Here is a 26,836-nt window from a genome sequence, read left to right on the forward strand (position 1 = left end):
CTCCTCCAGAGCGAAAACCGACACTGCAACGTACATACCGGACACACGTTGCAGCAATCGCCAAGCGGAGGAACCCGACTAAAGTCAGGGCACCACGGACCGGACTTCCGCGAAGTGACAGGCCGAGAGGTGACCGTCGGTGCGTGGCTGCAACGGAGGCTCCTCCGTGGCGCAAATGTCCTGCGCCTTCCAGCACCGCGTGCGGAACCGGCAGCCCGACGGCGGGTCGAGCGGGCTGGGCGGGTCACCCTCGAGCCGGATGATCTGCCGCTGTCCGCGCACCTCCGGGTCGGCTACCGGCACGGCCGAAAGCAGTGCCTGCGTGTACGGGTGCGAGGGCCGTTCGTAAATTTCGTCCTCGGTCCCGATCTCCACGATCTTGCCGAGGTACATCACGGCCACGCGCGTGGCCAGGTGCCGCACCACGGACAGGTCGTGGGCGATGAACACGTACGACAGCCCGAACTCGGTCTGCAGGTCGCCGAGCAGGTTCATCACCTGCGCCTGGATCGACACGTCCAAAGCGGACACCGGCTCGTCGCAGATGATCACCTTCGGCCGCAGCGCCAACGCGCGCGCGATGCCGATGCGCTGGCGCTGCCCGCCCGAGAACTGGTGCGGGTAGCGGTTGATGTGCTCGGGGTTGAGCCCCACCACCTCCAGCAGCTCCTGCACCTTCTTCGGCCGCGAACCCTTCGGCGCCACCTCGGTGTGGATCTCGAACGGCTCGCCGACGATGTCGCCCACCGTCATGCGCGGGTTCAGCGACGTGTACGGGTCCTGCAGCACGATCTGGATCTCGCGCCGCATCCGCCGCAGTTCGCCGCCGCGCAGCTTGAAGATGTCGCGGCCCTCGAACGTCGCGGCGCCGGCCGTCGGCTCCTCCAGGCGCATCAGCACCTGCGCGAGCGTCGACTTGCCGCAGCCCGATTCGCCCACCACACCGAGCGTCTCGCCCGGCTGCAGCTCGAACGACACGCCGTCCACGGCCTTCACGTGGCCCACGGTCCGCTTGAACAACACGCCCTGGCGCACCGGGAAGTGCTTCACCAGGTTCTGCACGCTGAGAATCGGCTCAGGCACGGGTTTCCACCACCTCTTCGGCGAAGTGACACGCACTGACCCGGCCGAACCCGAGGCTGTGCAACGGCGGCCGTTCCTCCGAGCAGCGCTGCTCCGCCCGCTTGCACCGCGGGTGGAACGGGCAGCCCGGCGGGATGTCGAGCAGGCTCGGCGGCAGCCCCTTGATGGTCTCGAGCGTCTGGCCCTTGAGGTCCAGGCGCGGCAACGAGTCCATCAGCGCCGCCGTGTACGGGTGCCCTGGCGTCTTGAACAGCTCGTGCACGTCGGCCTGCTCCACGATCCGGCCCGCGTACATCACGGCGATCCGGTCGGCGACCTCCGCCACGACACCGAGGTCGTGCGTGATCAGCACGAGCCCCATCTGCCGTTCGCGCTGGATCTCGCCCAGCAGGTCCATGATCTGGGCCTGCACGGTCACGTCGAGCGCCGTGGTGGGCTCGTCGGCGATCAGCAGCACCGGGTCGAGCGCCAGAGACATCGCGATCATCGCGCGCTGACGCATGCCGCCCGAGAACTGGTGCGGATAGTCCTTCACGCGCCGCGCGGCGGCCGGGATGCGCACCAGGTCCAGCAGCTCGATCGCGCGCTTGCGGGCGTCCTGTTTGGACATCCCCTGGCGCACGCGCAGCTGTTCCTCGATCTGGAACCCCACGGTGAACACCGGGTTCAGCGCCGAGAGCGCGTCCTGGAAGATCATCGCGATCTCGCTGCCGCGCAGCTCGCGCCGGCGCTCAGGCGTGGCCGTGAGCAGGTCCTCGCCGCGGTAGCGGATCGCCCCGGCCGTGATCACGCCCGGCGGCATGTCGAGGATGCCCATGATGGTCTGCGCGGTCACGCTCTTGCCGGAGCCGGATTCGCCCAGCACCGCAAGGGTTTCCCCGGCGTGCACGGAATAGCTCACGCCGTTGAGCACGTTGGCAACGCCGTCTGCCGTGCGGAACTCCACGTGCAGGTCGTCGACTTCGAGCAGCAGCTCGTTCTGTGTGTCGGTCATCGGTCGGCTACCTCGACTTCGGGTCGAGCGCGTCGCGGATCCCGTCACCGAGCATCACGAACGCGAGCACGGTGATGGTGACGAACGCACCGGGGAACAAGAGCATGTGCGGGTCGGCCCTGAAGTAGTCGCGCGAGTCGCTGATCATCACGCCCCACGAGATCACCGGCGGGCGCACCCCGATGCCGAGGTACGCGAGCGTCGCCTCGGCGCCGATGGCCGCGCCGAGCGCGATGGTGGCGTAGACCAGCACCGGCGCGAGCGTGTTGGGCAGCAAGTGCCGGAACACGATGCGCGGTGTGCTGGCGCCGAGCGCACGGGCGGCCTTCACGTAGTCGAGCTGCTTCGCGACCAGCGTCGCCGAGCGCATGATGCGCATGGCGACCGGCCACGTCAGCACCGCGATGGAACAGACCACCTGCACGATGATCGTGACCTGGCCCGGGTTGGAGCCGGGCGCGTTGAACGTGGTGAGGATGACGATCGCGCCGAGCACGAACGGCAGGCCGGCGAAGATGTCGCCCAGCCGCGAAAGCAGGCTGTCGATCAGGCGGCCGTAGTAGCCCGACACGATGCCGACCAGCGAGCCGAACACCACCGTGAGGATCGTGGCGAACACCCCGACCAGCAGCGACGCCCGCGCGCCGTAGATGGTGCGGGTGTAGACGTTGTAACCCTGGTTGTCGTAGCCGAACCAGGCCTCGGCCGACGGGCCCTGGTTCGCCTTCGTCAGATCGCCCATCCCAGGGTCACCGTGCGCGAACAGGCCCGGCGCGACCGCGATGAGCACGATGAACACGATGATCACCGCGGAGATCACGAACGCCGGCTTGCGCCGCAGCTGGCGCCAGGCGTCGCCCCACAGGCTGCGGGGCTTTTTCGTCGTGGTCGCGGAATCGTCGATGCGCGACAGCTCCGCCGCGTCGACGGCCCCGCCTCCGACGAGGTTCGGGTCAGTCATAACGGATCCTCGGGTCGAGAACGGCGTAGAGCAGGTCCACGATCAAGCTCATCAGCAGGTACACCAGCACGAGCAGCACCACGACACCCACGACGGTGGCGCTGTCGCGGTTCTGGATGCCGCGGAAGATGAGCCCGCCCAGGCCGTTGATGTTGAACACACCCTCGGTCACGATCGCGCCGCCCATCAGGGCGCCGAGGTCGGTGCCGAGGAACGTCAGCACCGGGATCACCGAGTTGCGCAGCAGGTGCACGCCGACCACGCGACTGTTGGGCTGGCCCTTCGCGATGGCCGTGCGGATGTAGTCGGCGTGGCGGTTTTCCGCGATCGACGTTCTCGTGAGCCGGGCGACGTAGGCCATCGAGAGGCTGCCCAGCGCGATGCCGGGCACGATCAGCTCACCGAAGCCGGGGTTGTCCGACACGCTCGTGTCGATGATGCCGAGCTCGGTGCCGAGCACCAGCTGCAGCACGATCGCGGTCACGAACACCGGCAGCGAGATCAGGAACGTGGTCGAGACCAGCACCAGGTTGTCGAGGAAACCCTTGCCGCGCAGGCCGGTCAGCACGCCCGCGGTCAGGCCGATCACGGCCTCGATGAGCACCGCGACGAGCGCCAGGCGCAGCGTGATCGGGTAGGAGTTGGCGATCAGCTCGCCGACCGAGGTGCCGTTGAAGGTCTCGCCCCAGTCGCCGGTGAACAGGCTGCCGAGGTACTTGAGGTATTGGACGATCAGGTTGTCGTTCAGGTGGAACTTCTCGGTCATCAGGTCGACGTAGGCCTGGGGGCAGGCCGTCTGACCGCACTTGCCGGAGAAGGGATCACCCGGGACGGCCCACACCAGTGTGTAGATCAGGAAGGTAGCTCCGAAGAACACCGGGATCAGCTGGAGCAGGCGTCGCAGGACGTAGCGAATCATGCGTCAGTTCCTAGGAGTGCGCGCCGGGCGCGCCGCGGACCGTCCTCGTGAGACGGCCCGCGGCGGCCTGGGTGGTGGGACGTCTTGGTCAGCGCGTCACTTGGTGACCTCGACCGACGAGTAGTCGGCCCGGCGGCGGAAGTCGAGCGTCACGGTCTTGGTGTGCTTGGACTTCGCGGCCACACCCTTCTCGTCCCACACCGGGATCGAGGGCAGGTCCTTGGCGATGGCGTCCTCGGCCTGCTGGTAGATCTTGATCGCGGCGTCCTTGTCCGGCGTGGAGTCGGCCTGCTCGAGGAGCTGGTCGACGGCCGGGTTGGTGTACACCGAGTCGTTGGACGAGGCACCCGTGCGGTAGATCGGGTTCAGGAAGTCCTCGATCGACGGGTAGTCCGCGGACCAGTCACTGCGGCCCATGCCGGTGAGCTTGTGCCCGGTCACGATGCTGCGCCACTGGCCGAAGTCCGTGGCCGGCACGAAGTCGCACTCGACGCCGAGCACGTTCTTGATGCTGTTGCACGCGGCCACCAGCGGCTCCTTGCGGCCACCGTCGGCGTTGGAGGCGATGGTGAGCTTGCCCTTGAAGCCCGAGGCCGCGAACGCCGCCTTGGCCGCGGTCGGGTCGAACTTGCAGAACTCGCACACGGCCGGGCGGTAGCCCTCGATGCCCTGCGACACGTACCCGTCGGCCGGCACGTAGGTGTCGTTCATGACGGTCTTGGTGATCTGCGCGCGGTCGATCGCCATGGAGATGGCCTTGCGCAGGTTCAGGTTGTCGTAGCCGGGCACGTAGTACGGCACGGCGATGGTGCTGATGCCGAGCAGGTGACCGGTGACCAGGTTGTCCTTGAGGTCGGTCTTGTACTTGCCGCCGGCCAGGGCGCTCGGCGGGAGCGTCTCGATGAAGTCGAGCTTGTTGCTCAGCAGGTCCTGGTACGCGGTTTCCTGGCTCGCGTAGATCTTGATGTCCAGGTCCTTGAACTTGACCTTGTCCTGGCCCTTGTAGTCGTCGTTGCGCGTGAGCTTGATGTCGACGTTGGGCGTGCGGCTCACGAACTTCATCGGGCCGTTGCCGATGGGGTGCGCGGCGAAGGCCTTGGGGTCCTTGAAGAACACGTCGGGCAGCGGCGCGAACGCCGTGTAGCCGATCTTGGTCGAGAAGACCGAGAACGGCGCCTTCAGCGTGGCGGTGAACTCGTAGTCGCCCTTCACGACCAGGCCGGACATCTTGTCCGTGGTCGGCTTGGCGTTCTCGTCGGCCGGGTGCACGTCGTCGTAGCCCTGGATGTTCTCGAAGAACGTGCTGTTGATCTGGCCGTTGGGCGCGTAGGCGCCGTAGTTCCACGCGTCGACGAAGTTCTTCGCCTTGACCTCGGTGCCGTCGTGGAACTTCCAGCCCTGCTTGATCTTGATGTCGAAGACCTTGGAGTCGGTCGTGGTGATCGACTCGGCCATCTGGTTGTAGGGCTGCGCGTTGTCACCCTTGAACGCGACCAGCTCGGCGAACATCGCGTCGACGGCCTTCGAGCCACCCAGCTCGTTGGTGTTCGTGGGGATCAGCGTGTTCTGCGGCTCGGTGCCGTAGACGGTGAAGGTCCCGTTGGGATCCACCTCACCGGACGACCCGCTGCTGCTGGAGCCACCACCACACGCGGCCAGGACCAATGACAAGGTTGTCACCACCGCGGCGGCTCCCCAGAGCCTGCGTGAACGACGCATGTTTCCCCTCCATCTCGTGTTCCTAAAAAGTGAGATGGAGGTTATCGGGCTATTGGCGGTTTGTAACCAGATCGCTCGGTTGCAAAAGAGTGACAACCTTGTCGGTCACCCGGGCAGAGCACGACCAAGGTCGTGTTGATCACCGCGAGTGCCCGCGCTGCTCCGCTCAGGTGAGAGACAGCGGTCAGCTGAGGGACAAGGCGATTCCGTCGAGGATGTCGTGTTCGCTCACGACCAGCTGGTCCGGACCACCGCGTTTCGCGAGCTGCTCGGCGAGCACCTGCACGATCACCGCACCCCCGCCGATCACGTCCACCCGGCCCGGATGGATCACCGGGTTGGCCGCGCGGGTGGCCCGGTCGGCCGCCAGCAGACTCGTGGCGAGGCGGTCGATCTCGGCGTGCGACAGCTTCGACAGGTGGGTGCGCTCGGAGTCGTACTCGGGCAGCTCCTGAGCGACCGCTGACAACGTGGTCACCGTGCCGGCCACCCCGATCCACGTCTTGGCCTTGGCCACGTCGACGACGTCGAACGCTTCGGTGAGGATGGTCTCGGCGGTGATCCTCGCCTGGGCGATTTCGGCCTCGGTGGGCGGATCTCCCTTGAGGTCGCGCTCGGTGATCCGCACGCAGCCGATGTCCACGGACTTGGCGGCGAGTACCTCGGCGCGCTGCCCGTCCCACGTGCCCAGCACCAGCTCGGTGGAGCCGCCGCCGACGTCGACGACCAGGAACGGCCCGTCGTCCGGGTCCTGCTCACCGACGGCGCCGGTGAAGGACAGGCGCGCTTCCTCGTCGCCGCTGATCACTTCGGCCTCGACGCCGAGCGTCTCGCGGGTCATGGCGAAGAACTCGTCGCGGTTGCTCGCGTCCCTGGTGGCCGAAGTGGCAACCATGCGGATCTTCTCGACGCCCTTGCGCCGCGCCGCGATCGTGTAGTCGGCGAGGGCTACCCGCGTGCGCTCCAGCGCTTCCGGCGCGAGCCGCCCGGTGGCGTCGACCCCTTGACCGAGCCGCACGATGCGCATCTCGCGGTGCAGGTCGCGCAGGTCCACCGTGCCGTCGTGGCGCGGCGTCAGCTCGGCGACGAGGAGGCGGATGGAGTTGGTCCCACAGTCGATCGCGGCTACACGAGGCATGGCGACGACTTTACTGGTCGCTGGGGGCGTTGCTCGTCGTGCTCGGGGTGTCCGTGGGCCCGCTGCTCGGTGGCTCGCTCGTCTGACCACACGGCGGAAGGCTCGTCTCGGTGGTCGGCGGCGTGCTGGTGTCCGGCGTGCTCGGCGGGGTGCTGCTACTGCTGGTGCTCACGCAGGTCGGCGTGGTCGACGTCGTCGCCGTGCTGGTCGAACTACTGGAACTGCCCGGACTGCCTGGGCTGCCCGTGGTGCTGCCGGCCGGCGGCAACGACTGCGGCGGCCCACCGGGGCTCGTCGTCGACACGGGCGGCGGCGGCACCTCCGGCGGGGCCGGGTTGAGGCCCGCGTTGGGCGCGCCCACGGGAATCTGGCTGTCCGGCAACGGCGCGACCCCGTCGCGGTACGCCTCGGCCCACAGGATCACGGTGTTCACGTACACGTCGGAGTTGTTGTAGCGGTAGATCGCCGTGCGCAGCTGGTCGGGGTTCGCCACGTCCAGCCCGCCGGAGCACAGGTACCGCGCCGTGGCCAGCGACGCGTCGAACAGGTTCTCCGGATCGGACTTGCCGTCGCCGTTCCCGTCGGAGGCGTACGCCCGCCACGTCGCCGGGATGAACTGCGCCGGCCCCACCGCGCGGTCCCAGACCGTGTCGTGGTCCAGCACGCCGCCGTCGGTGTCCGGAATCGCCGCGAACGGCCCCGTCCCGTTCAACTCCGGCCCGAGAATCGGCTCCAACGCCGTGCCCGCCGCGTCCACGTACCCACCCCGCGCGTGGTTCGACTCGATCCGCCCGATACTCGCGACCAACGCCCAGTCGATATGGCAGTTGGGCTGCTCGTGCCCCAGCACATCCGCCGCATTGTGATACGCGGCGAGCGCGGTGGTGGGAATCCCGAGGGGCCCGGTGGGCAACTCGTACGCGGGCAACGGCAGCGGCACCGGGGACTCGGGCAGGCTGCCGTCCACGGCGACCTTTTCGACCTGGGGGTTTTGCGGGTCGTAGCCCTGTTCGAGGGCCACGTCTTTGGTGTGGGTGGTCGGGAGGGCGGCCGTCCACGCCCCGACCGCGACTACCCCGCCGACGGCTGGGATGACGGCGAGGATCCCGACGGCGATGGAGACGATGGTGCGGTGCCGGGCGGTGATTTCGCGGGTGCGGTAGCGCGCTTTTCTGGTGGCGATGCGGACGGCGAGGGGGGTTCGTTGGCGGCGGTGGGGTGGGGGCTGGGTGAGTCTGGTGTGGTGGTGGGGTTGGGCTTCTGCTTCGCCCGCTTCGCGTACTTCGCTCGCTTCGGCGCCGACGAGGTCACCTACTGCAGCCTCGGCAACCGTGGCCTCTTCGCCTGCTTCAGCAGCTTCGCCTGCTTCACCCGCTTCGGCGCCCGCGACGTCGCCCACTTCAGACTCGGTAGCCGCGACCTGTTCGCTTACTTCAGCCGCTTCGCCCACGCCACCTTCGACGGCGCCGCCCCCGCCACTTTCCTCGGCAGCGGCGCCTGCCTCGACAGCCGCGACCTTCTCGCCAGTGTCCGATTCGGTCTGCGCCGGACCGCCGGGAGCCTCAGTCCTGCCCTCGTCGACTGACTCGGCGCGAGGTTGTTCGGCGGCTTCTGTCGCGCGCTCTTCAGCGGCGTCGCTTGGGCTGGTGCCGTCGAGGGCTTCGTCCGGCACGGGCCGGGTTGAGGCCGTCGGGTGATCTGCCTCGGCCGTGTCGGCGCCGTCCGAACTCTCCCGTCGAGCAGCCCCGGATGCGTTTTCGGCGCCATCGTGAGCGTCGGGCCCGTGCTCAGTCTCGATCGCCGAGACCTCTGCGCTTTCCGCATCGTCGCTCGCCGGGTTCACCGGTTCGGCATCTGCCTGTTCAGAGAGTTCGGCGCCGTCGTCTTCCCCGGGGATCGGCTCCGCTCCGAACCCGCCGTTGGTCGGCTCGGCCGGATCGACGTCGGGGGCCTCGGGACCGTCCACATCGTTCGCCTCGAGGTCGTCCGGACGAGTGGCCCGCGGGGCTTCGGCAGCGGCATCAGCGTGGGGTCCATTGCGGAGCTTCCGGGCGATGTGCCCGAGTCCGCGTGGCGCCCGCATCGTCTGAACCCTCCTCGGGGTCACCCGGTGGTGAGCCCGATGGTTGCCTACGTCGTGTGAAGATTCCGTACTCAGCTTGGCGGCAGGTCACCCTTTCGGGAACCCACAGATGCAGTAACTGCCCGCCTGTCCGAACTATCTGCACACGAGACGGGAGCGTTACCCCTCAGTGGCGGCGCACTCACCCGAGGGCCAGCCCTGCTCGTTGAGCCAGGCGACGGTCTCGTCGCCGAAGGGGTTGACCCCCGGCCCGGCGGCGAGGGTGTGGGCGAGGTGGACGTGGAGGCACTTCACTCGCCCCGGCATGCCGCCGGCGGTGACCTGGGTGCCGAGGGACTCGATGGCGTCGCGCTCGGCGAGGTAGGTGTCGTGCGTGCGCTGGTACGCCGCGGCGAGCTCGGGGTCGGTCTCGAGCCGCGCGGTCATCTCCTTCATCACGCCGGACGCCTCCAGCGTGCCGACCAGCGACGTGAGCCGCGGGCAGGTCAAGTAGTACAGCGTGGGGAACGGGGTGCCGTTCTCGAGCCGCGGGCTCGTCTGCACCACCGACGGATGCCCGCTCGGACACCGCGCCGCCACCGCCCGCAACGCCCGCGGCGGCCTCCCGAGCTGCTCCGCGATGATCTCCCGGTCGGCCTCGGTGACCGGCTCGAAGCGGGGGGTTTCCGTGCTGCTGTTGCTGCTGTTCACGCCCCCCAGGTTAATGCCGCCGACACCCGGTCCCTCCGCCACCTCCGTCTGAACCCCCGAGTTATCCACAACTCACCTCCCCTGTGGACAACTCGGGGGTTCAGGCCCTCGCGAGCCGTTTTCGTCGGTGGGGGCCGATAGAATGGAGACGGGGACGCCCCCCCCCCTTAGGGAGGGCGGGGGCTTGTCCGGCGGGGGCTTGTCCGGCGGGGGCTTGTCCGGCGGGGGCTTGTCCGGCGGGGGCTTGTCCGGCGGGGGCTTGTCCGGCGGGGGCTTGTCCGGCGGGGGCTTGTCCGGCGGGGGCTTGTCCGGCGGGGGCTTGTCCGGCGGGGGCTTGTCCGGCGGGGGCTTGTCCGGCGGGGGCTTGTCCGGCGGGGGCGTCGGACATCCGCACCAGTCGAGCCTGAGCCCAGCTACCGCGAGTACCCAGCCACCGACTTGGGCGTGCCCATCGGCGGCAGCAGCGGCGGCAGCGGCGGCAGCAGCGCCCGCGGCAGCAGTAGCGGCAGCAGCAAACCTGCACGATCAGCCACAGAATCCACGGCAACCTGGTGCCCCCAGCGCCGATCGCGCCGAGGGCACCAGAAAGCCACACCGTCGAGCGTTGCCGGGCCGGCCAACCTCACAAGCCCCGACCACCCCGCCAAACCCAAATCAGCCAACCCGAAAACCAGCCGACAACCCCAACCCCATCAATCCACATTCAACACAAAAAACAAAAACCCCAAAAACCGAGTCCCACTAAACCCCGCAAAATCCTCCGGAAACTTCTCCCGAGCCCCCGGCGCCGAATCCGGCTCACTGATCACCGCCACCCGAAACCCCGCCGCCGTGAACGCGTCCGTCATCGCATGCAGCGGCCGATCCCAAAAACGCAGCTCAGCCGTCCCGCCACCCATCTCCCACTTCTCCGTCCGCAGAGAAGTCGCGAAGTAGCTCACCCGTTCCCCAGCCTCCCGACGCATCAGGCTGATCGCAAACGGATGCTCCACCGACACCAGCAACCGCCCACCCGGCCGCAGCACCCGGCGGAACTCCGCCAGCGTAGGCCCCCAATCCTCCAGATAATGCAGCACCAACGAAGCCACCACATCATCAAAAGAATCATCCGCGAACGGCAACGGATCCGCCAGATCCACCACCCGCAGGTCCACCGAAGAACCCAACCGAGCCCGCGCGTGTTCCAGCATCCCGGCGCTCGAATCGATGCCGGTCACCACAGCACCGCGCTCCAGCAGCAAAGCCGAAAGCGGGCCCGCGCCACAACCAGCGTCGAGAATGTGCCGGCCGGCGACGTCGCCGGCCAGGGAAAGCATCGCGGGGCGTTCGTAGTAGGCGTTCATGAGGCTGCCGTCGTTCTCAGCCGTGTAGCCGGCAGCGATGGGATCGTAGGCACCAGTCATGCCTTCCACCATGCCCAAAAAAGAAGCGGAGCGCCCGTGAAAACAGGCGCTCCGCGAAAGAAAAAATCAACCGCCCGAAACCGAGTCCCACAGTTTCTCGTACCAGGACCCCTGCGGAACCGTCGCCGGGTTCGCAGCGGGAGGCGGGGCGGAGGGCTGGTCCTCCGGCAGCTGCACGATGTAGGGCGTCTCGCCCGGCTTCACGTACCGCAGGCGCCGGCGGGCTTCCGCTTCGATCTGCGCCGGGTCGCTGAGCTGGGCCTTGCGGTCGCGCAGGACGTCGACTTCCTTCTGCAGCTGGGCCTGCTGCGCTTCCTGGTCACGCACTTCCGAGCGCTGGCTCAGGTACGTCCGCAGCGGCACCGCGACGGTGAACGCCAGCGCACACACCACGATCGCCACCACGGCGGCGCGCCGGGTGGTCGACATGCCGAGCACCTTGGCCGCACCCGAAGCACGCTTCGCCGCCAGCCCGCGGCGAAGGCGCGCGCGGGTGGTCTCTTCAGAAGCAGCAGGTGCCGCCGACGAGCGCCGACGCGCGGACGCCGGGCGGCGGGCCCGCGTGGACCCGCCTCCCTCGGCGCGCCGGGTCCGCGTGGACCCGGCGCCCGTGGCGCCACGCCGGCTGCGCGCCCTCCCCCGGTCGGCCATGAAACCCTCAGGCCTCCGCGGTGAACCGCGGGAACGCGAGGTCGCCGGCGTAGCGCGCGGCGTCCGCCAGCGTCTCCTCGATGCGCAGGAGCTGGTTGTACTTCGCGATCCGCTCGCCGCGCGCCGGGGCGCCCGTCTTGATCTGGCCGACGCCGGTGGCGACCGCCAGGTCGGCGATGAACGTGTCCTCGGTCTCGCCCGAGCGGTGGCTCATCATCGACTTGTAGCCGTACGACGTGGCCAGCGAAACCGCGTCCAGCGTCTCCGACAGGGTGCCGATCTGGTTGACCTTCACCAGCAGCGCGTTGGCGGCGCGGCGGGTGATGCCCTCCTCGAGACGGTCGGGGTTGGTCACGAACAGGTCGTCGCCCACGAGCTGCACCTTGTCGCCGACCTCGGCGGTCAGCTGCACCCAGCCGTCCCAGTCGTCCTCGCTCAGCGGGTCTTCGATCGACACGAGCGGGTAGTCGCGCAGCAGTTCGGCGTAGTAGGCCGACATCTGCTCCGCGCTGCGCTTGGTGCCCTCGAACTTGTAGGCGCCGTCGGAGAAGAACTCGGTGGCGGCCACGTCGAGCGCGAGCGCGACGTCGCGGCCCGGCGCGTAGCCCGCCTTCTCGATGGCCTGCAGGATCAGGTCGAGCGCCTCGCGGTTGTTCGACAGGCTCGGCGCGAAGCCGCCCTCGTCGCCGAGGCCGGTGGACAGGCCGCGGCCCTTCAGCACGCCCTTGAGCGCGTGGTAGACCTCGGTGCCCCAGCGCAGCGCCTCGCGGAACGACTCGGCACCGATCGGCGCGATCATGAACTCCTGGATGTCCACGTCGGTGTCGGCGTGGGCGCCACCGTTGAGGATGTTGAGCATCGGCACGGGCAGCACGTGCGCGTTCGGCCCGCCCAGGTAGCGGAAGAGCTCCAACTCGGCCGACTCCGCGGCGGCCTTCGCGACGGCCAGCGAGACTCCGAGGATCGCGTTGGCGCCCAGGCGCGACTTCGCGGGCGTGCCGTCGAGGTCCACCAGCTTCTGGTCGACGATCCGCTGGTCCACGGCCTCGACACCCACCAGGTCGGGACCGATCTCGTCGAGCACCGCGGCGACCGCGCGCTCCACGCCCTTGCCGTTGTAGCGGCCGGTGTCCCCGTCACGCAGCTCGACGGCTTCGTGCTCGCCGGTGGACGCACCCGACGGAACGGCGGCCCGCGCCAGCGTGCCGTCGTCGAGCGCCACCTCCACCTCGACGGTCGGGTTGCCGCGCGAGTCCAGAATTTCGCGCGCGCCTACCTGCTCGATGAGAGCCACGCCATGCTCCTCAGTGGGTCGTGCCTGCGGTGACGCCGCCCAGAGTAGCCGTCCGCGGCTTTCACCCGTTGGAGGCACGGCCGTTCCGCTCAGTGCCCGTTCGGGTCCTCCGGACGCACTTCACGCCACCCGGACGGCAGCTCGACGGTCTCCGAGGTCTGCTCCCAGAACGTCCAGCTGTTGCCCCCGGGGTCGGCCACCGTGAACACGCGCGCGCCGTACGGCTGGTCCTGCGGCGGCTCCGGCTCGGCGTCCTCGCCCAGCGCCGAGCGCACGCGCTCGAACTGCGCGTCGACGTCGGTCACGTAGATGATGTTGAGCTGCCCCACCGGCCCCTCGACGCCCTTGGCCGCCCAGTATTCGGACCCCACGCCCGCGAGCTGGACCGTTCCGGCGCCCGCGCACAGCGTCGCCTGGAAGACCTCGCCCGACGCGTCCTCGAACCGCACTTCTTCTCTGAAACCGAAGACCCTGGTCAGCCACTCCAGCGCCGCGGTCGCGTCGGTGTAGTAGAGGTAGGGCGCCAGGCCCACGTAGCCGGGTTCCTGTCCGCTGCTCATGGCAGGACAGTCCACCACGACCCGTCCGCCGCCTCGTGTCAGGCCCTCGGTAGCGGTATCGTCAGAGTGACCATGACGGACGCCGCAGCAGTACCAGAGCCCACCGGCGAAGACCGTTTCCGGGCCTTCCGCCAGGCCGAGGATCTGGTCGAACGCCACCGCCCGCTCGACGCGCTCAAAGCCCTCCAACCGCTGCTCGACGACGACCGTCCGAGCGTGCAGCTGCTCCTCGGGCGCGCGTACTTCCATTCGGCCCAGCTCCGGCGGGCCGAACGCGCGTTCACGCGCGTGCTCGAGCTGGATCCGACGGATCACTACGCCCGCTTCGTCCTCGGACGAACCCTCCAGCGCCTCGGCCGATTGGCCGAGGCGCTCACGCAACTGCGCATGGCCTCGGCGATGAACCCGGTGCCGGAGTACCTGGAGGCGATCGCCGAGGTCACGGCGAGGATCACGTTGCAGGACCGTTGACGCTTCTTTTGTCCGTTTTGGGCGGGCTCGCTGCGGGGTGCTGGTGAGTTCGGGTCTTGCGGCTGGTCCGGGGCTTCGCGGTTCGGCCTTTCGACGCTCACGCTCGGCCGGACGGCTGATCCACTGGACCCCCTCCACGAGCGAACCTTGAGTCATCACCGAGAACGACCCAAGGAGCTCGAGATGAACGTCCTCGCCTTCATCGCCGTGTACGCCGGCCTCGCCGTCCTGCTGCTGGCCGCCCTGTCGCCGGTCATCGTGGAGCTGGACAACCGGTTCCCGGTGGGGAGCCGGAAGCGTGCGGCTGCCGCCGCGGTCAAGGCGCCGCGCCCGGCGAAGGCGATCAAGGGCACGCGGATCACTGCGCACGCCTGAGGTGTCCTGGGCTGGTCGCAAGCGCTGAGGTTGTCAGCGGCTTTTTCCCGAGGTTGACTCACCCGTCAGCGCCGGCAGCCCACGTGCTCACCGTGCAGCCCCACACCCAAAAACCGACAACCCCACTCACTGCTCCACACTCGCCGCCGCATAGGAATCCGCCGCCGAGAAGACGCCCTGCACGTAGTCCACCGAGGCGTTGTAGAACAGCATCGCCCGCCACCAGCCCGACGGCGTACCGAGGTCGTCGCCGCCGGAGCACAGGTAGCGGGCGGCCGTGAAGGCGGCGTCGTCGAGGTTTTGGGGGTTGGCGGGTTTGCCGTCGCCGTTGGCGCGTTCCGCGTATTTCGCCCAGGTGGCCGGGGTGAAGTGCAGAGGGCCCAGTTCGTGGTCGGCTTTGCGGTCGCCGTCGAGTTTGCCGGCGTCGGTGTCCGGGCCGGGGACGGCGGCGCCGATGATCGGCGGAGCAACGTCGCCGGCGGGGGAAACCGTCAGGGACGGCGTGGCCAGGTGGCCGATGCCCGCGAGAGTCGACCAAGACAGGTGGCACGCCGGTTTCTGGCGCCGCATCCACATTTCCGCGCGGCCGTACGCCGCCAGCACTCGGGCGGACAGCTGGGTCTTTCCCGCCACGCGCGTGGCCCACGCGTCGAGTTCGGCCTGGTCCGATTCCGTGGGCCGGTCAGGCGGGGCGGCCAAGCCCGCCCGCGGTGCGGCGCCACCCGATTGCGGACGCTGCGGCGGCACCGAGAACGACGACGGGGCCGCGGCGACGGGCACCGCGGGCGGCGGCGCGGGGTCCCGCACGCCGATGGTCACCACCAGCACGACCCCCGTGAGCACCAGCCCCAGCGACAACGCGATCCGGCTGACGTACCGACGAGGCGGAGACGTCGACTGAGCGGTATCGGCCACCCGGACAGGTTACTTCCCCCACCCTCGCGTGACGCCAGATCGGGTGAATGAGTGATCAGGCCGCGACCGCCTTCCGACGGCCGAACTTCAGGGCGCGCAGCACCGTGCCGAGGGTGGCCAGCGAGTTCGGGTGGTCCATCATCGTGGTCACGCGGGCCAGGCGCGCGTTGATCACGCCGTCGGTCATCGACGCCCTAAACAGCACGCCGCTGAACCACTTCACGAACCGGAAGCCACGCGGGTACGGGCCGTCCACGTGCGGCAGGTCGAGGTCGGCGAGCGTCGAGATCTGCCAGGCCACGTCGACGACCACCCGCACGAGCTCGAAATACGCCATGGCCGGCCGGTCGAGCGACGGCTGCGCGCGCAGGTACTTCGACAGGCACGAAGCGTGCAGCATCGCCGAAGTCATGCCCTGCCCGTACACGGGGTTGAACGACGCGACGGCGTCGCCGGCCGCCACTAGGCCCGCCGGGAAGCGGGTGAGTTCGTGGAAGTCGCGGCGCCGGCTGTCGGCCTGGTGGTAGGTGATCACGTCGCCGACCATGGTCGCTTGTTCGGCGATGTCGCCGTAGACCTTCGGGAAGTCGCGGCGGCAGCGGGTGGTGTAGTCCTCGCGGTCACGACTGGGCCGGTCGTCCCCGTAGCCGGAGATGAGCATGATCCACCGGTCGCCCTCCACGAGGTTGAAGCCGGCGATGCGCGCGACCCGCCCGGTCACGGCGTCGGGCCCGGTCTGCGACACCGAGCTCATCAGGTCGCTGATCTTCTCGTCGTAGGCGAACATCGCGGTGGCGTAGTTGAGCTTGATCGGCATGCGCTGCATCGGCGGACGCACCCAGCCGTTGTCCTCCAGCCAGTCGCCGAGCTTGCTCGAACGGCCGGTCGCGTCCACCACGAGGTCGCCGCGCTCGGTCACGGACTCGGTCGCGCCGGTCGGCACGTAGGTCGCGCCCGCCACGCGCTCGCCGTCGAAGATCAGGCCATCGGCGCGGCCGGTCACGAGCGTGATGTTGCCGACCTCGAGAGTCCGGCGGCGCACCAGCGCTTCGAGGAACGGCCGCGTGCTCACCAGCACCGGCGTCTCGTCCTTCTGCTCCGTCGGCGGGGCCACGCGCAGCTCGCCGTTCATGAAAAACGCTCCGCGCGAGCCGTCCGAGGGCGGCACCACCGCGCCGGCCGCGATCGCCTCGGCGGAGAAGCCGGGGAACCAGCGTTCGAGCTGCACCGCGCCCGCCGAGAGCAGCGCGTGCACCTGGGTGCCCTGCGGCACGCCGGGCCGCGGGTCGCTGCCGCTGTCGGAGTCGTCACGCTCGATCAGCAGCACCTGCTCGGCGTGGTCGCTGAGCACGCGCGCGGCGAGCAGGCCCGCCATGCTCGCGCCGAGCACCACGGCCCGCTTCATCAGCACCGGCGTGGACTCCGGCGAATCCGGCGTGCTGATCTCCGCGAAGGTCTTCACGAGCGAAACGGCCACAGTCGATGCTCCTCGGGTGGGTCAGGTGGATCGCGCGCCGGAAAGATCGACTCGCGCGGTCAATTTGCGTACCAGCTACGTGAAGACGCCGTGAAAGAGTAACGGTGAGCGGGACACGCCCCAGCAGCCCGATCAGGCGAAAAGCAAGCGGACGGTTAACTCCCAGCCCCAGCCGCCCACGTCACACAATTTGTTATGGACCCGCCGTTCACGGCGCTGACCTGCGGTTACCCTAACCTAACCGGCCCACTGAATCCGTTTCGTCCGTTTTCGGGAACCACCCCGGGCGTACGCTCCTCTGGACTTACAGGCAAGCCTTACCTAAAAACATCAGGTCAGGTACGCGAAGGAGGGCTGAGCAGTGGTGTTTTCGAGCGCGCTGATCGGGTTGCGCGAGGGGCTCGAGGCCGCCCTGGTGGTCAGCATCCTGGTCGCGTTCCTGGTGAAGACCGACCGGCGCCACGCGCTGAAGTTCGTGTGGCCCGGGGTCGGCGCCGCGGTGCTGCTTTCGGTGGCCGTCGGCGCGATCCTCACCTACAGCACGGCACAGCTGAGCTTCGAGCACCAGGAGCTGCTCGGCGGCAGCCTCTCGATCGTCGCCGTCGCGTTCGTCACGGCGATGATCTTCTGGATGCGCAAGGCGTCCAAGCAGATGGCGGCCGAGCTGCGCGGCAAGATGGAGGACGCGCTCAACGTCGGCCCCGCCGCCGTGCTGCTGCTGTCGTTCCTCGCCGTGGGCCGCGAAGGCCTCGAAACGGCGGTGTTCTTCTACTCCGCCGTGCAGACCGCGCAGTCGGACACGATCCAGCCGCTCATCGGGTTCGTGGTCGGCATCGCCGCCGCGATCGTGATCGCGTACCTGCTCTACCGCGGCGCCGTGCGCTTCAACCTCGCGAAGTTCTTCACCGTCACCGGTGTGCTGCTGGTGTTCGTGGCCGCCGGCGTGCTCGGCTACGGCCTCCACGACCTCCAGGAAGCCGGCTTCATCCCCGGCCTGACCACGCTCGCGTTCGACGCGTCGAGCTCGCTGCCGGAAACCTCGTGGTACGGCGCGCTGCTCAAGGGGATCTTCAACTACTCGCAGCAGACCACGGTGCTGCAGGCCATCGCCTGGGTCGCGTACGTGGTGATCGTTCTCCCGCTGTTCCTCAAGCCCACCAAGAAGAAAACCGTCACGGCTGAAGCCGCTGCGGCCGCTGTCAAGGAGTGACCGTGCCCCTTTCTCCCAGAACCCCGCTGGCCGTGCTGGCCGGAGTCGGGGCCCTCGTGGCCCTGTCCGCCTGTGACAGCACGGATTCCGCGTCCGGCGGCGCCGCCGGCGCCCCGGGCCCGATCAAGGTCGAGGCGTCCGACAGCTCCTGCGCGGTCGCCACCAAGACCGCCGGCGCGGGCAACGTGACGTTCGAGATCACGAACAAGGGCACCAAGGTCACCGAGTTCTACCTCTACGCCGAGGGCGACCGGATCATGGGCGAGGTCGAGAACATCGCCCCCGGCCTCAACCGCCGGCTCATCGTCGAGGTGCCCGAGGCCGGCAAGTACCAGACGGCGTGCAAGCCGGGCATGGCCGGCAACGGCATCCGCGGCGACTTCACCGTCACCGGTGGCGCGCAGAAGCAGACCGACACCAACGCGCAGAAGGCCGAAGCCACCAAGAGCTACGCCACCTACGTCGCGAACAACACCGACGCGCTCGAGACCGAGACGCAGAAGTTCGTCGACGCCGTGAAGGCGGGCAAGGTCGACGAGGCCAAGGCCGAATACGCCACCACGCGCGTGTACTACGAGCGCATCGAGCCCGTCGCCGAGAAGTTCGGTGACCTCGACCCGGCCATCGACGTGCGCGAGGCCGACCTCGAACCGGGCCAGCAGTTCACCGGCTTCCACCGCATCGAGAAGGACCTGTGGGTGACCGGCCTCAAGCCCGACACCCCGCAGATCGCCGACAAGCTGGTCACCGACGTCAAGGACCTGGTCGCCAAGACCAAGACCCTGCAGCTGAGCGCGCTCGACCTGGCCAACGGCGCGAAGGGCCTGCTCGACGAGGTCGCCACCGGCAAGATCACCGGCGAGGAAGAGACCTTCTCGCACACCGACCTGTGGGACTTCCAGGCCAACGTGGACGGTTCGAAGGGCGCGATCGCGGCGCTGCGGCCGATCCTGCAGGAGCGCGACCCGGCGCTGGTGTCCACTCTGGACAAGCAGTTCGCCAACGTGCAGGCGCTGCTGGACAAGACGCGCGTCGGTGACGGGTTCAAGTACTACAACCAGCTGTCGCAGGACGAGATCAAGGCGTTCGCCTCGGCGGTCGACGCCTTGAGCGAGCCGCTGAGCAAGGTCGCGGAGGTTGTGTCGAAGTGAGTGACGAGGGCACCCGCGTCTCCCGTCGGAAGCTGTTCGGGCTGGCGGGAGCGGGGGTCGCCCTGGCCGGCGCGGGAGCGGCGGCCGGGGTCGGCATCGATCGATCGGGTGGCGGTTCCACCGCGCAGGCCGCGACGACCACGGTGGACTTCCACGGTGCGCACCAGGCCGGCATCGTCACGCCGACCCAGCAGAACCTGCACTTCGCGGCGTTCGACGTGACCACTACCGACGTCGGCGAGCTGCGGCAACTGTTGCGCACGTGGACTTCCGCGGCACGACGGATGACGGCCGGGCAAGAGGTCGTGCCCAACGGCGCCGTCGGCGGCGCCGCCGAAGCCCCGCCCGGCGACACCGGCGAAGCGCTCGACCTGCCGGCGTCGGACCTCACGCTCACCATCGGCTTCGGCCCTTCGCTGTTCGACGACCGCTTCGGACTGGCCGCGAAGCGCCCGCCGCAGCTGATCGACCTGCCGCTGTTCCCGAAGGACAAGCTCGACCCGGCCCGCACCGGCGGCGACCTGTGTATCCAGGCGTGCGCCAACGACCCGCAGGTGGCCGTGCACGCGGTGCGCAACCTCGCGCGGCTCGGCTTCGGCGTCACCGCCGTGCGCTGGTCGCAGCTCGGCTTCGGGCGCAGCTCGTCCACCTCGCGCGCGCAGGCCACGCCACGCAACCTGTTCGGCTTCAAGGACGGCACGAACAACGTGAAGTCCGAGGACACCGACATCCTGCGCGACGAGGTGTGGGCCGTCGCCGGCGACGGCCAGCCCTGGATGGCCGGCGGCACCTACCTCGTGGCGCGGCGCATCCAGATGCACATCGAGACGTGGGACCGCGAACCGCTGGAGGGCCAGGAACAGATCATCGGCCGCACCAAGGGCACCGGCGCGCCCCTGGGCCAGACCGCGGAGTTCGACGAGGTCGACCTGGGCGTGCGCGGAGCCGGCGGCGTGCCGCTGATCGCCGACGACGCCCACATCCGCCTGGCCTCGCACCAGACGCTGAACGGCACCCGCATCCTGCGCCGCGGCTACAACTTCGTCGACGGCTCCGACGGAGTCGGCCACCTCGAAGCCGGCCTGTTCTTCCTGGCCTTCAACCGCGACACCCGCAAGCAGTACGTGCCGATGCAACAGGCGCTGTCGTCGAAGGACGCGATGATGGAGTACGTGCAGCACACGGGTTCGGCCCACTTCGCCGTGCCGCCGGGCCCCACGCCGACGTCTTCCTGGGGTGACGGGCTCTTCGCTTGACTTCAAGCGGGGTTGAAGTTGTTTCGTGGGGTGCATGTTCACCTCAGCCGAACTCGACTACCTCGCCACCCAGGGCCTGGGCCGCCTCGCGACCCAGCAGCCGAACGGAACACTGCAGGTCAGCCCCGTGGCCTTCAACTACAACGCCGATGCCCAAGCCATCGACATCACCGGCTACCGACTGACGCACAGCCGCAAGTACCGCAACGTCGCGGCGAACGGCCGCGCCGCCTTCGTGGTGGACGACCGGCCTTCGCTGTCGCCCATGCGCGTGCGCTGCCTGGAGATCCGCGGCCGCGCGGAGGTGCTGACCGAGGAGTTCGCGCCGGACGGGCACCTCGACGGCGCGGTGATCCGGCTGCACCCGGAGCGCATCATCAGCATGGGCATCGACGGTGCGGATGTGCCACCGTTGGAGATGAAGCCGAACAACCGGGACGTGGTGCGCTAGGGAGGCCGCCGGCCATGGACGAACGCGCGGCGACCGAGCTGGTCTCGACGGCACGAGCCGAGACCGCGTCGTTGGCCCTGGCATTGGCGCGCCGGCGGGACGAGATCGTGGCCGCCTCGGAGTTTTCGAGCGGCGATGACGAGCACGACCCGGAGGGCTCGACCATCGCCTTCGAGCGCGCCCAGGTCCAGGCCCTGTTGCAGCAGGCGGAAGATGAGCTTGTCGCGCTGGACCAGGCTGCTGAGCGGGTGCGGGCGGGGGTCTTCGAGGTCTGTGAACGGTGTGGTGGCCCGATCGCCGAGGGCCGTTTGCAGGCTCTGCCGACTACGCGGACGTGCATCACCTGCGCGAACAAGAGGTGACCACCGCATCACCAGCCCGGCCCTAGCCGAGCTCGACCTCACGCACCGCCAAGCCCTCACCCGCACCGTTCCCCGACGTCCCCGCCCGTCGCCGCTCCGGCGGTTCGATCACCCGAAGACCCCACGCCTGCCGGAACGCGCTCACCGTGAGCCAAGCTAGGTGCGCGTTCACGGGAAACAGCTGCCGCGCCGACGTGAGGGTGTCGAAGGACGTGTCGCCTTCGGTTTTGCCGCGGGTGAGCGCCGCCGGGGAGAAGGAGGGGCCGAACACCTCCAGGACCGTGCTCAGGAAGTAGAGGTGCCCGAGGGTTTCGACCTGGAGGCGGTGCAGGTCGGCGGCCGCGGCCGGCGGGTTTTCCACCGCCCGCAGCAACACGGCCGGGTCGGCCTGGGCGTGGGCGTCGAGGTGGCGGACCAGGTCGCTCACGGAAACGTCGTCGTACGCGCCGCGAGCGACCACGGTCCGCAGGGCGCTGCGCTTGTCCCGCAGCTCGTCGTCCACCAGCACGCGAGAGACGTCCGCGAGCTCCCCCGTCAGGCCGATCATCTGCCGCGCCACGCGGATCAGTTCGCGGGGCAAGCCGCCCGACAGCGAGTGGCACAGGCACACGAACGGCTCCGGCAGGCCGAGAATTCGGCTGTACAGCACGTCTTTCGAGTCGTCGAGCTTCAGGTACTCCAAGCGGAAGATCACGTCGAAGGCGCTGTCGAACGCGTCGCGCACCGGCAGGCCCCGGCGCTCGAACGAGGCCAGCGCGTCTTCGGACACCGACACGAGGACCAGGAAGCCCGGCACGTCGAGGCTGAACAACGCCTTGATCTCGTTCACGAAGTCCTGCGCGGCTTCCGGCGAGGCGATCTTGTCCAGCTCGTCGAGGATGATCACCACCGACGTCGACGCGACCTTGGGCAGGCCTTTCAGGCAGCCGATCGTGGTGCTGAGGAACTTGCCGAAGTCGTGGACGATCTGCGGGTACGTGCGCGGGAGGCTGGTCAGCTCCTGCGAGCCCGACGCGCCGGCCTCCACGCCGAGCGGCAGGCCGATCTTGCCGGACCAGCCTGAGGTGTGTTTCAGCTGGTAGGCGGCGTCGCGCAAGCGCGCTTCGGCGAACCCGCGCAACGCGTGGAGGTCACCCGGTGCGGGCGGCCGCGGCTCGCGCGGCGGGGCGGTGAGCCGCGGCAGGACCGGGCCCGAGCGGCGGCGCAAGGCGATCCCGAGGATCGACCCCACCCCGAGCACCGCGACGATCGGCCACCACATGGCCGTGAGCCACGCGCCGACGTTCACCGGACGGCCGCTCAGCGCCGAAGCCCCGGCCACGCCCACCACCGCCCACACCACCACCACGGCGGCGAACGGCCACACCCGGCTCAGCCAAGCTCGCCGGTCGAGCCGCGCCGGCGGTTGCTCCGCGGCTTCCACGCCGTTCTTGGCGCAGAACCCGATCACCGCGGCGCACGTCTGCGCGAAGAGGTGCAGCACGAACTCGCGAGCGTCGTACCGCACCGGCACGCTCTCGAGCAGCGCGATGTGCGCCTCGTTGTACTCGTTGAACCGGCCGGCCTGGTACGCCTCCAGGAGCGTCGACTTGCCCGCACCGCGCGGCCCGGCCATGCCGATCGCACCACCGCGGATTCCCGCGAGCACCGACTTCAGCCGTTGCCCGGCCGGGGTTTCGGTGAACGCCCGGTCGCCCGCGCGCATCTGGCCGAGCGCCGCGCGGTCCACCTTCGGCAGGGTGGTGCCGAACGGCGGGTCGACCACCGCGTTGAGGCGGTTGCGCACGCGGCGCCGAAGCGGTCCTTCGATGCTGCGCAGCCATTCCTCGTCGGCCTCGTCGACCAGCTTCTGCAGATCGTCGCGCTGTTTGGTCCACGCGGGGCTGCCGCGACGGTTCGGGTCGCGCGAGTACCGGGCCGGCACCAGGATCCGGAACCCGAGCAGCGCCGGCGCGCCCGCCACCGCGATCAGCGACGCCACCACGTCCGCGGCGACCCAGGTCGCCCACTCCGGCCAGGGCAGGGGCAGCGCGCCGGTGAGCACCAGCGCCAGCACCACGGACGCGACCACGACGGACAGGAGCGAACGACCGAAAACCGCGCGGGGCACACGCTGCCACTCGCGCTCGTCACGCACAGGATCCGACGCGGCCAGGTACCCCACCAGCACCAGGAACAGCGTCACGAGACCCAGCAGAATCCACACCACCACGGCCCAGCCGGCCCCCATGGCCTCCTGCCACGCACTCCGCAGCCGCCAGAGCACCAGCAGGTAGATCGCGGCGAAGCACGGCGCGATGGGCCAGGCCGCTCCACCGCGCGTCAGCACGCCGTTGAGCCGGCGGCCCGCCGACGCCACGGCCAACGAGGTGAGCTTGAGCGAGGCGAACCCGGCCACCACCACCGCCACGGAGATCCAGAAGTGCGCCGCCCCGCTCAACGGCGTCTGGAGGAGCTGCCAGAAGACCACCGGCACGAGCACCCCGAGCCACAGTGCGAATCCGGTGGCCGCGTGGGCGGCCCGGTCGCGCGGGTTCGCCCGGTCGCGTTCGGGCGGCCGGACGTGGTTCGCCAGCGCGAGCCGGGCGTGGTTCAGCTGCAGGTTCTGGTTGTTGGTGGTCCGCAGCAGGGTGTCGGCGTCGTCGGCCACGCTGGCCAAGACCTTGGTCCGCATGTCGCCGAGATCGAGGTGCGGCATCTCCCTCTCCAGCCGCGGCACGTCTTCGTCGAACACGCCCCCGGCCAGCTTCCGGACTCGCTCGCGCAGCTGGTCGAGGGTGACTTCACCGAGTCCGAAGGATTCGGAGTGTTCGCCGGTCACGGCGGGCGCGATCATGGTGCGCGATTGTAGGAAGAACCGGCTCGGCGTGGTGGGACTTCGCCGGACACCCCGCCGGACGGCCTAACGGCCACCGGCACCGGTTGCCGTACCCGCCCCTCGTGCGAGTACGACAACCGGCCGTCCCCCAGGTCTTTCAGCGGCGCGCCCCCACCGCCGCGTACGCACCGGTGCCCACCAGGAACAACCCGCCGGCCAGCCACCACGACACGGCGATGTCCGAATCCTGCAACGGCCACGCCACCACGTGGTAGAGCCCCACCGGGTCGCCCGGCACGAACAGCGCCACCACCAGCCACAGCAACGGCAACGTCCACCCGAACTGCCCGCCGAAGGCGAACGCGGCCAGCCCCGCGAGACCGACGAGACCGAGACCGTCGCGAAGGATCACCGGCGCCGGCACCTCCGAGGCCCGCACCAGCAACAGCACCCCGACGGCGATCACCCCGAGCAGCACCAGGTGCACGAGCCGGCGCGGCAACCAGCCGAACGCGGCGGTGCGGTCGAGATCCACGTCCTGCCCCGAGAGCCCGGTGGCCGCGACCGCGATCGCCGCACCGAGGGCCAGCGAAGCGAACCCCACGGACCAATCCGAGCCCGCCAGCACCCGGATCACCAAGGGGCACAACACCAACGCCACCAGAGAGGCAGGCAGCCGGCGCGAGCGGGCGTACAGCGTGAGCCATCTCATGAGGACGCTCCGGTCAGCAGCGCATACGGGTCACCGTGGCAGCTCAGCCCGGCCAAGCGCGCGGCGTCGACGCGCCGGACCTGTTCGGCCATCGGGGCCGCGCGCAGCTTCGTCCAGGCGTCGCGCATCAGCGGGGTCGGGGTGGCGCCGAAGACCTCGGCGTGCGGCACCGGCGTCAGATCGCCGATGAGCCAGGCGGCGATGACCCAGCGGGCCGCCGATTCGGTTTCCCAGCCGCCGCAGGTGGGGCCGCTCGCCGTGTCGAGGAGCTGGTACTCCAGGGCACGGCCCGAGAGGCTGCGCACGTAATAGTCGTCGCGGCGCACGGTGAGCACGGCCGGATCGGGGTCGCCGTGGCGGGTGAACTCCCGCTCGGTGGTCTCGACGACCCGCTTCGGCGCGGAGGGCAGCTTCGCCAGCCGGGCCAAGGCGTCGCGACCCGGTCCGGCCACAGTGGACAGCCAGTCGGAGTGCAGAGTGGTGACGCACACCGGGCCGTCGCACACGAGAGCGGCCTTGCCGTTGTCGGTGAAGTTGTCGGCGGCCGTGGCGGGGAAGAGCGGCAGGGCGACGGCGAGCCCGACGAGCGCCGGCAGCACCGCGTACCAGCGGCGCACGGCCAGCACCAGGAACCCCGTCGCCGCGAGGCCCAGCAGCCAGCACAGCTGGCCGATCGACACGGCGGCCACCGGATCCTGGAAGGCGCTGCGCGGCGACGCCGCGGCAGGCGAAAGCAGCGCGAGCCAGTTCGGCAGCACCTCCGCGGCACTCCCGCGGTCGCCGGCGACCTGCAGGAACACGCTCAGCACCAGCGCCACCACGCCGGCCGCGGGTGCGGTGAGCGGATGCGGCATCAGTCGGCCGAGGGCGAGCCCCACGGACGCGCCCGCCAGCACCGAAGCGATGCCGGCCAGCAGCGGCAGCACCCAGGTGAAGGTGAACATCCCGTCGTTGGCGATCACCTGCCCGAGGCCGACGGCCACGATCACGAGGTACGCGACCACCGCGGCCAGCCCGATCACCAGCGCGACCTTCGCCGTGCGCCGGGCGACGGGCAACGGAGTGGTGGCGAGCAGTTCGTCCATTCCGGACCGCCCGTCACGCATCCCCTGCAGCGCGGCGGCACACACCACGATCGGCCACAGCAGCGACAGCTCGTAGCGCGTCCACAGCACCGAAGGGACCCATTGCAGGTCCCAGGCGCTGGCGTCCCGGATCCACGGCCCGCTGAACAGGAAGAAGAAACCCAGGCCCACGGCCAGGAACACGACCAGCAGCCACGGCGCGATCGACCGGCGCGCCTCGGTGCGCAGCACGCTCACCAGGAACCCCTCCCGCGCTCGTGGTTGAGCAGCGCCGAGTAGCCGCGCTCGATGGGGCTGTCGCCGATGTCCTCGGTGCTGCCCGCCTCGGCCAGCTGCCCGGGCGTGCCCTGGAACACGAGCTTGCCCTCGGCGAAGAGCACCACGTCGGTGCACGCCGTGGCCACGTCTTCCACCAGGTGCGTGGACACGACGACACATGCGTCCTGACCGAGCTGCACCATGAGCTCGCGGAAGCGCACGCGCTGGGCCGGGTCGAGGCCCGCGGTGGGTTCGTCGAGCAGCAGGATCTGCGGGTCGTTCACGATGGCCTGCGCGATGCCGACGCGGCGGACCATGCCGCCTGACAGCGTTTTCAGCTTGTCGTCGGCGCGATCGGCCAGGCCCACACGTTCGATCGCGCGCTGCACGGCGCCCGGGATGTCCTCTTTGGACATCTCCTTCAGCCACGCCAGGTATTCGACGAACTCACGCACGGTGAAGCGCTTGTAGTAGCCGAACGTCTGCGGCAGATAGCCGATGTGCCGGCGCAGGCGGCGCTGATCGATGTGTCCCCCGACCGACTCACCGAGCAGCGCCAGCCTGCCTTCCGCCGGCCTGAGCACTGTCGCCAGCGCTCTGATCAGCGTGGTCTTGCCGGCCCCGTTGGGACCGAGCAGGCCGTGGACTCCCTTACCCAAGGCGAGATCCAGGCCGTCGACGGCCATTTTCCGCCGTCCCACGCGTACTTTCAGCTCTTCGGCCTGGATTTCCCAGGCATAGGTCGACGGAGCGACCTCGGCGGCTTCTACTGCCCGCATGTCCATTGTCCCCTTCCTCCC

The 26,836-nt window shown here is 69.4% G+C and carries 25 protein-coding genes; 7 read left to right on the forward strand and 18 right to left on the reverse strand.

Annotated features, from left to right (window positions below; all coding sequences use genetic code 11):
* Positions 1-84: 84 nt before the first annotated feature.
* From VSH64_RS30650 to VSH64_RS30705, 12 genes are all read right to left on the reverse strand, one after another.
* Positions 85-1,083 (reverse strand): ABC transporter ATP-binding protein, encoded by a 999-nt coding sequence (locus tag VSH64_RS30650; protein ID WP_326566225.1) that lies wholly within the window; start codon positions 1,081-1,083, stop codon positions 85-87.
* A complete protein-coding gene (locus tag VSH64_RS30655; RefSeq protein WP_326566226.1) occupies positions 1,076-2,077 on the reverse strand; it encodes an ABC transporter ATP-binding protein in 1,002 nt (333 codons plus the stop codon). The genes VSH64_RS30650 and VSH64_RS30655 overlap by 8 nt, the downstream gene beginning before the upstream one ends.
* Before the next feature lie 7 nt (positions 2,078-2,084).
* Complete coding sequence (locus VSH64_RS30660; RefSeq protein WP_326566227.1) at positions 2,085-3,038, reverse strand: ABC transporter permease; 954 nt, start codon at positions 3,036-3,038, stop codon at positions 2,085-2,087.
* Positions 3,031-3,957: an ABC transporter permease gene (locus tag VSH64_RS30665; RefSeq protein WP_326566228.1), complete on the reverse strand. Its 927-nt coding sequence runs from the start codon at positions 3,955-3,957 to the stop codon at positions 3,031-3,033. Before VSH64_RS30665 ends, VSH64_RS30660 begins: the two co-directional genes overlap by 8 nt.
* Positions 3,958-4,053: 96 nt before the next feature.
* The gene (locus tag VSH64_RS30670) at positions 4,054-5,676 is read right to left on the reverse strand and encodes a peptide ABC transporter substrate-binding protein (RefSeq protein ID WP_326566229.1); all 1,623 of its coding nucleotides are present in this window, start codon (positions 5,674-5,676) and stop codon (positions 4,054-4,056) included.
* Positions 5,677-5,860: 184 nt separating this feature from the next.
* Positions 5,861-6,814 (reverse strand): Ppx/GppA phosphatase family protein, encoded by a 954-nt coding sequence (locus tag VSH64_RS30675; protein WP_326566230.1) that lies wholly within the window; start codon positions 6,812-6,814, stop codon positions 5,861-5,863.
* A gap of 10 nt (positions 6,815-6,824) precedes the next feature.
* Positions 6,825-8,780 carry a lytic murein transglycosylase gene (locus tag VSH64_RS48560; protein WP_407655572.1) on the reverse strand — a complete coding sequence of 652 codons (1,956 nt, stop codon included), beginning with the start codon at positions 8,778-8,780 and terminating at the stop codon, positions 6,825-6,827.
* A gap of 276 nt (positions 8,781-9,056) precedes the next feature.
* Entirely contained in the window at positions 9,057-9,596 is a 540-nt protein-coding gene (locus VSH64_RS30685) for a DUF501 domain-containing protein (RefSeq protein WP_407655692.1), read from the reverse strand.
* A gap of 683 nt (positions 9,597-10,279) precedes the next feature.
* A complete protein-coding gene (locus VSH64_RS30690; RefSeq protein WP_326566232.1) occupies positions 10,280-10,990 on the reverse strand; it encodes a class I SAM-dependent methyltransferase in 711 nt (236 codons plus the stop codon).
* 66 nt (positions 10,991-11,056) lie between these two features.
* Complete coding sequence (locus VSH64_RS30695) at positions 11,057-11,419, reverse strand: FtsB family cell division protein (protein ID WP_326566233.1); 363 nt, start codon at positions 11,417-11,419, stop codon at positions 11,057-11,059.
* A 229-nt stretch (positions 11,420-11,648) separates the two neighbouring features.
* Complete coding sequence (gene eno / locus VSH64_RS30700; RefSeq protein ID WP_326566234.1) at positions 11,649-12,935, reverse strand: phosphopyruvate hydratase; 1,287 nt, start codon at positions 12,933-12,935, stop codon at positions 11,649-11,651.
* 89 nt (positions 12,936-13,024) lie between these two features.
* Complete coding sequence (locus VSH64_RS30705) at positions 13,025-13,495, reverse strand: VOC family protein (RefSeq protein ID WP_326566235.1); 471 nt, start codon at positions 13,493-13,495, stop codon at positions 13,025-13,027.
* Between the two features lie 72 nt (positions 13,496-13,567).
* Here VSH64_RS30705 and VSH64_RS30710 point away from each other — a divergent pair, with 72 nt between their 5' ends.
* On the forward strand, positions 13,568-13,966 hold the full coding sequence (locus VSH64_RS30710; RefSeq protein ID WP_326566236.1) for a tetratricopeptide repeat protein: 399 nt from the start codon (positions 13,568-13,570) through the stop codon (positions 13,964-13,966).
* Positions 13,967-14,149: 183 nt separating this feature from the next.
* Positions 14,150-14,341, forward strand: a complete 192-nt coding sequence (locus tag VSH64_RS30715) for a hypothetical protein (RefSeq protein ID WP_326566237.1) — start codon at positions 14,150-14,152, stop codon at positions 14,339-14,341.
* 126 nt (positions 14,342-14,467) lie between these two features.
* Here the strand turns inward: VSH64_RS30715 and VSH64_RS30720 are convergent, their stop codons facing one another.
* Together VSH64_RS30720 and VSH64_RS30725 are read right to left on the reverse strand one after the other, a co-directional pair.
* On the reverse strand, positions 14,468-15,256 hold the full coding sequence (locus VSH64_RS30720) for a lysozyme family protein (RefSeq protein WP_326566238.1): 789 nt from the start codon (positions 15,254-15,256) through the stop codon (positions 14,468-14,470).
* A gap of 55 nt (positions 15,257-15,311) precedes the next feature.
* Positions 15,312-16,733, reverse strand: a complete 1,422-nt coding sequence (locus tag VSH64_RS30725) for an FAD-dependent oxidoreductase (RefSeq protein ID WP_326566239.1) — start codon at positions 16,731-16,733, stop codon at positions 15,312-15,314.
* A 361-nt stretch (positions 16,734-17,094) separates the two neighbouring features.
* Between VSH64_RS30725 and efeU the strand changes: the two genes are divergently transcribed.
* The 5 genes from efeU to VSH64_RS30750 are packed head-to-tail and all read left to right on the forward strand — an operon-like array spanning position 17,095 to position 21,163.
* Positions 17,095-17,943: an iron uptake transporter permease EfeU gene (gene efeU, locus VSH64_RS30730; RefSeq protein ID WP_326566240.1), complete on the forward strand. Its 849-nt coding sequence runs from the start codon at positions 17,095-17,097 to the stop codon at positions 17,941-17,943.
* A 2-nt stretch (positions 17,944-17,945) separates the two neighbouring features.
* The gene (gene efeO, locus VSH64_RS30735; RefSeq protein WP_407655573.1) at positions 17,946-19,094 is read left to right on the forward strand and encodes an iron uptake system protein EfeO; all 1,149 of its coding nucleotides are present in this window, start codon (positions 17,946-17,948) and stop codon (positions 19,092-19,094) included.
* Complete coding sequence (gene efeB / locus VSH64_RS30740; RefSeq protein ID WP_326566242.1) at positions 19,091-20,350, forward strand: iron uptake transporter deferrochelatase/peroxidase subunit; 1,260 nt, start codon at positions 19,091-19,093, stop codon at positions 20,348-20,350. Before efeO ends, efeB begins: the two co-directional genes overlap by 4 nt.
* A 34-nt stretch (positions 20,351-20,384) precedes the next feature.
* Complete coding sequence (locus VSH64_RS30745; RefSeq protein WP_326566243.1) at positions 20,385-20,801, forward strand: PPOX class F420-dependent oxidoreductase; 417 nt, start codon at positions 20,385-20,387, stop codon at positions 20,799-20,801.
* 14 nt (positions 20,802-20,815) lie between these two features.
* On the forward strand, positions 20,816-21,163 hold the full coding sequence (locus VSH64_RS30750; RefSeq protein WP_326566244.1) for a TraR/DksA family transcriptional regulator: 348 nt from the start codon (positions 20,816-20,818) through the stop codon (positions 21,161-21,163).
* A gap of 22 nt (positions 21,164-21,185) precedes the next feature.
* Here VSH64_RS30750 and VSH64_RS30755 read toward each other — a convergent pair whose 3' ends face one another.
* The 4 genes from VSH64_RS30755 to VSH64_RS30770 form a co-directional block, all read right to left on the reverse strand.
* Positions 21,186-23,999 (reverse strand): transcriptional regulator, encoded by a 2,814-nt coding sequence (locus tag VSH64_RS30755; RefSeq protein ID WP_326566245.1) that lies wholly within the window; start codon positions 23,997-23,999, stop codon positions 21,186-21,188.
* 139 nt (positions 24,000-24,138) lie between these two features.
* Positions 24,139-24,693 (reverse strand): hypothetical protein, encoded by a 555-nt coding sequence (locus tag VSH64_RS30760; RefSeq protein WP_326566246.1) that lies wholly within the window; start codon positions 24,691-24,693, stop codon positions 24,139-24,141.
* Positions 24,690-26,015, reverse strand: coding sequence for a hypothetical protein (locus VSH64_RS30765; protein WP_326566247.1), 1,326 nt, complete (start codon positions 26,013-26,015; stop codon positions 24,690-24,692). Before VSH64_RS30765 ends, VSH64_RS30760 begins: the two co-directional genes overlap by 4 nt.
* On the reverse strand, positions 26,012-26,815 hold the full coding sequence (locus VSH64_RS30770) for an ABC transporter ATP-binding protein (RefSeq protein WP_326566248.1): 804 nt from the start codon (positions 26,813-26,815) through the stop codon (positions 26,012-26,014). Before VSH64_RS30770 ends, VSH64_RS30765 begins: the two co-directional genes overlap by 4 nt.
* Positions 26,816-26,836: the final 21 nt, after the last annotated feature.

This window comes from Amycolatopsis rhabdoformis, assembly GCF_035918295.1.
Classification (GTDB): domain Bacteria; phylum Actinomycetota; class Actinomycetes; order Mycobacteriales; family Pseudonocardiaceae; genus Amycolatopsis; species Amycolatopsis rhabdoformis.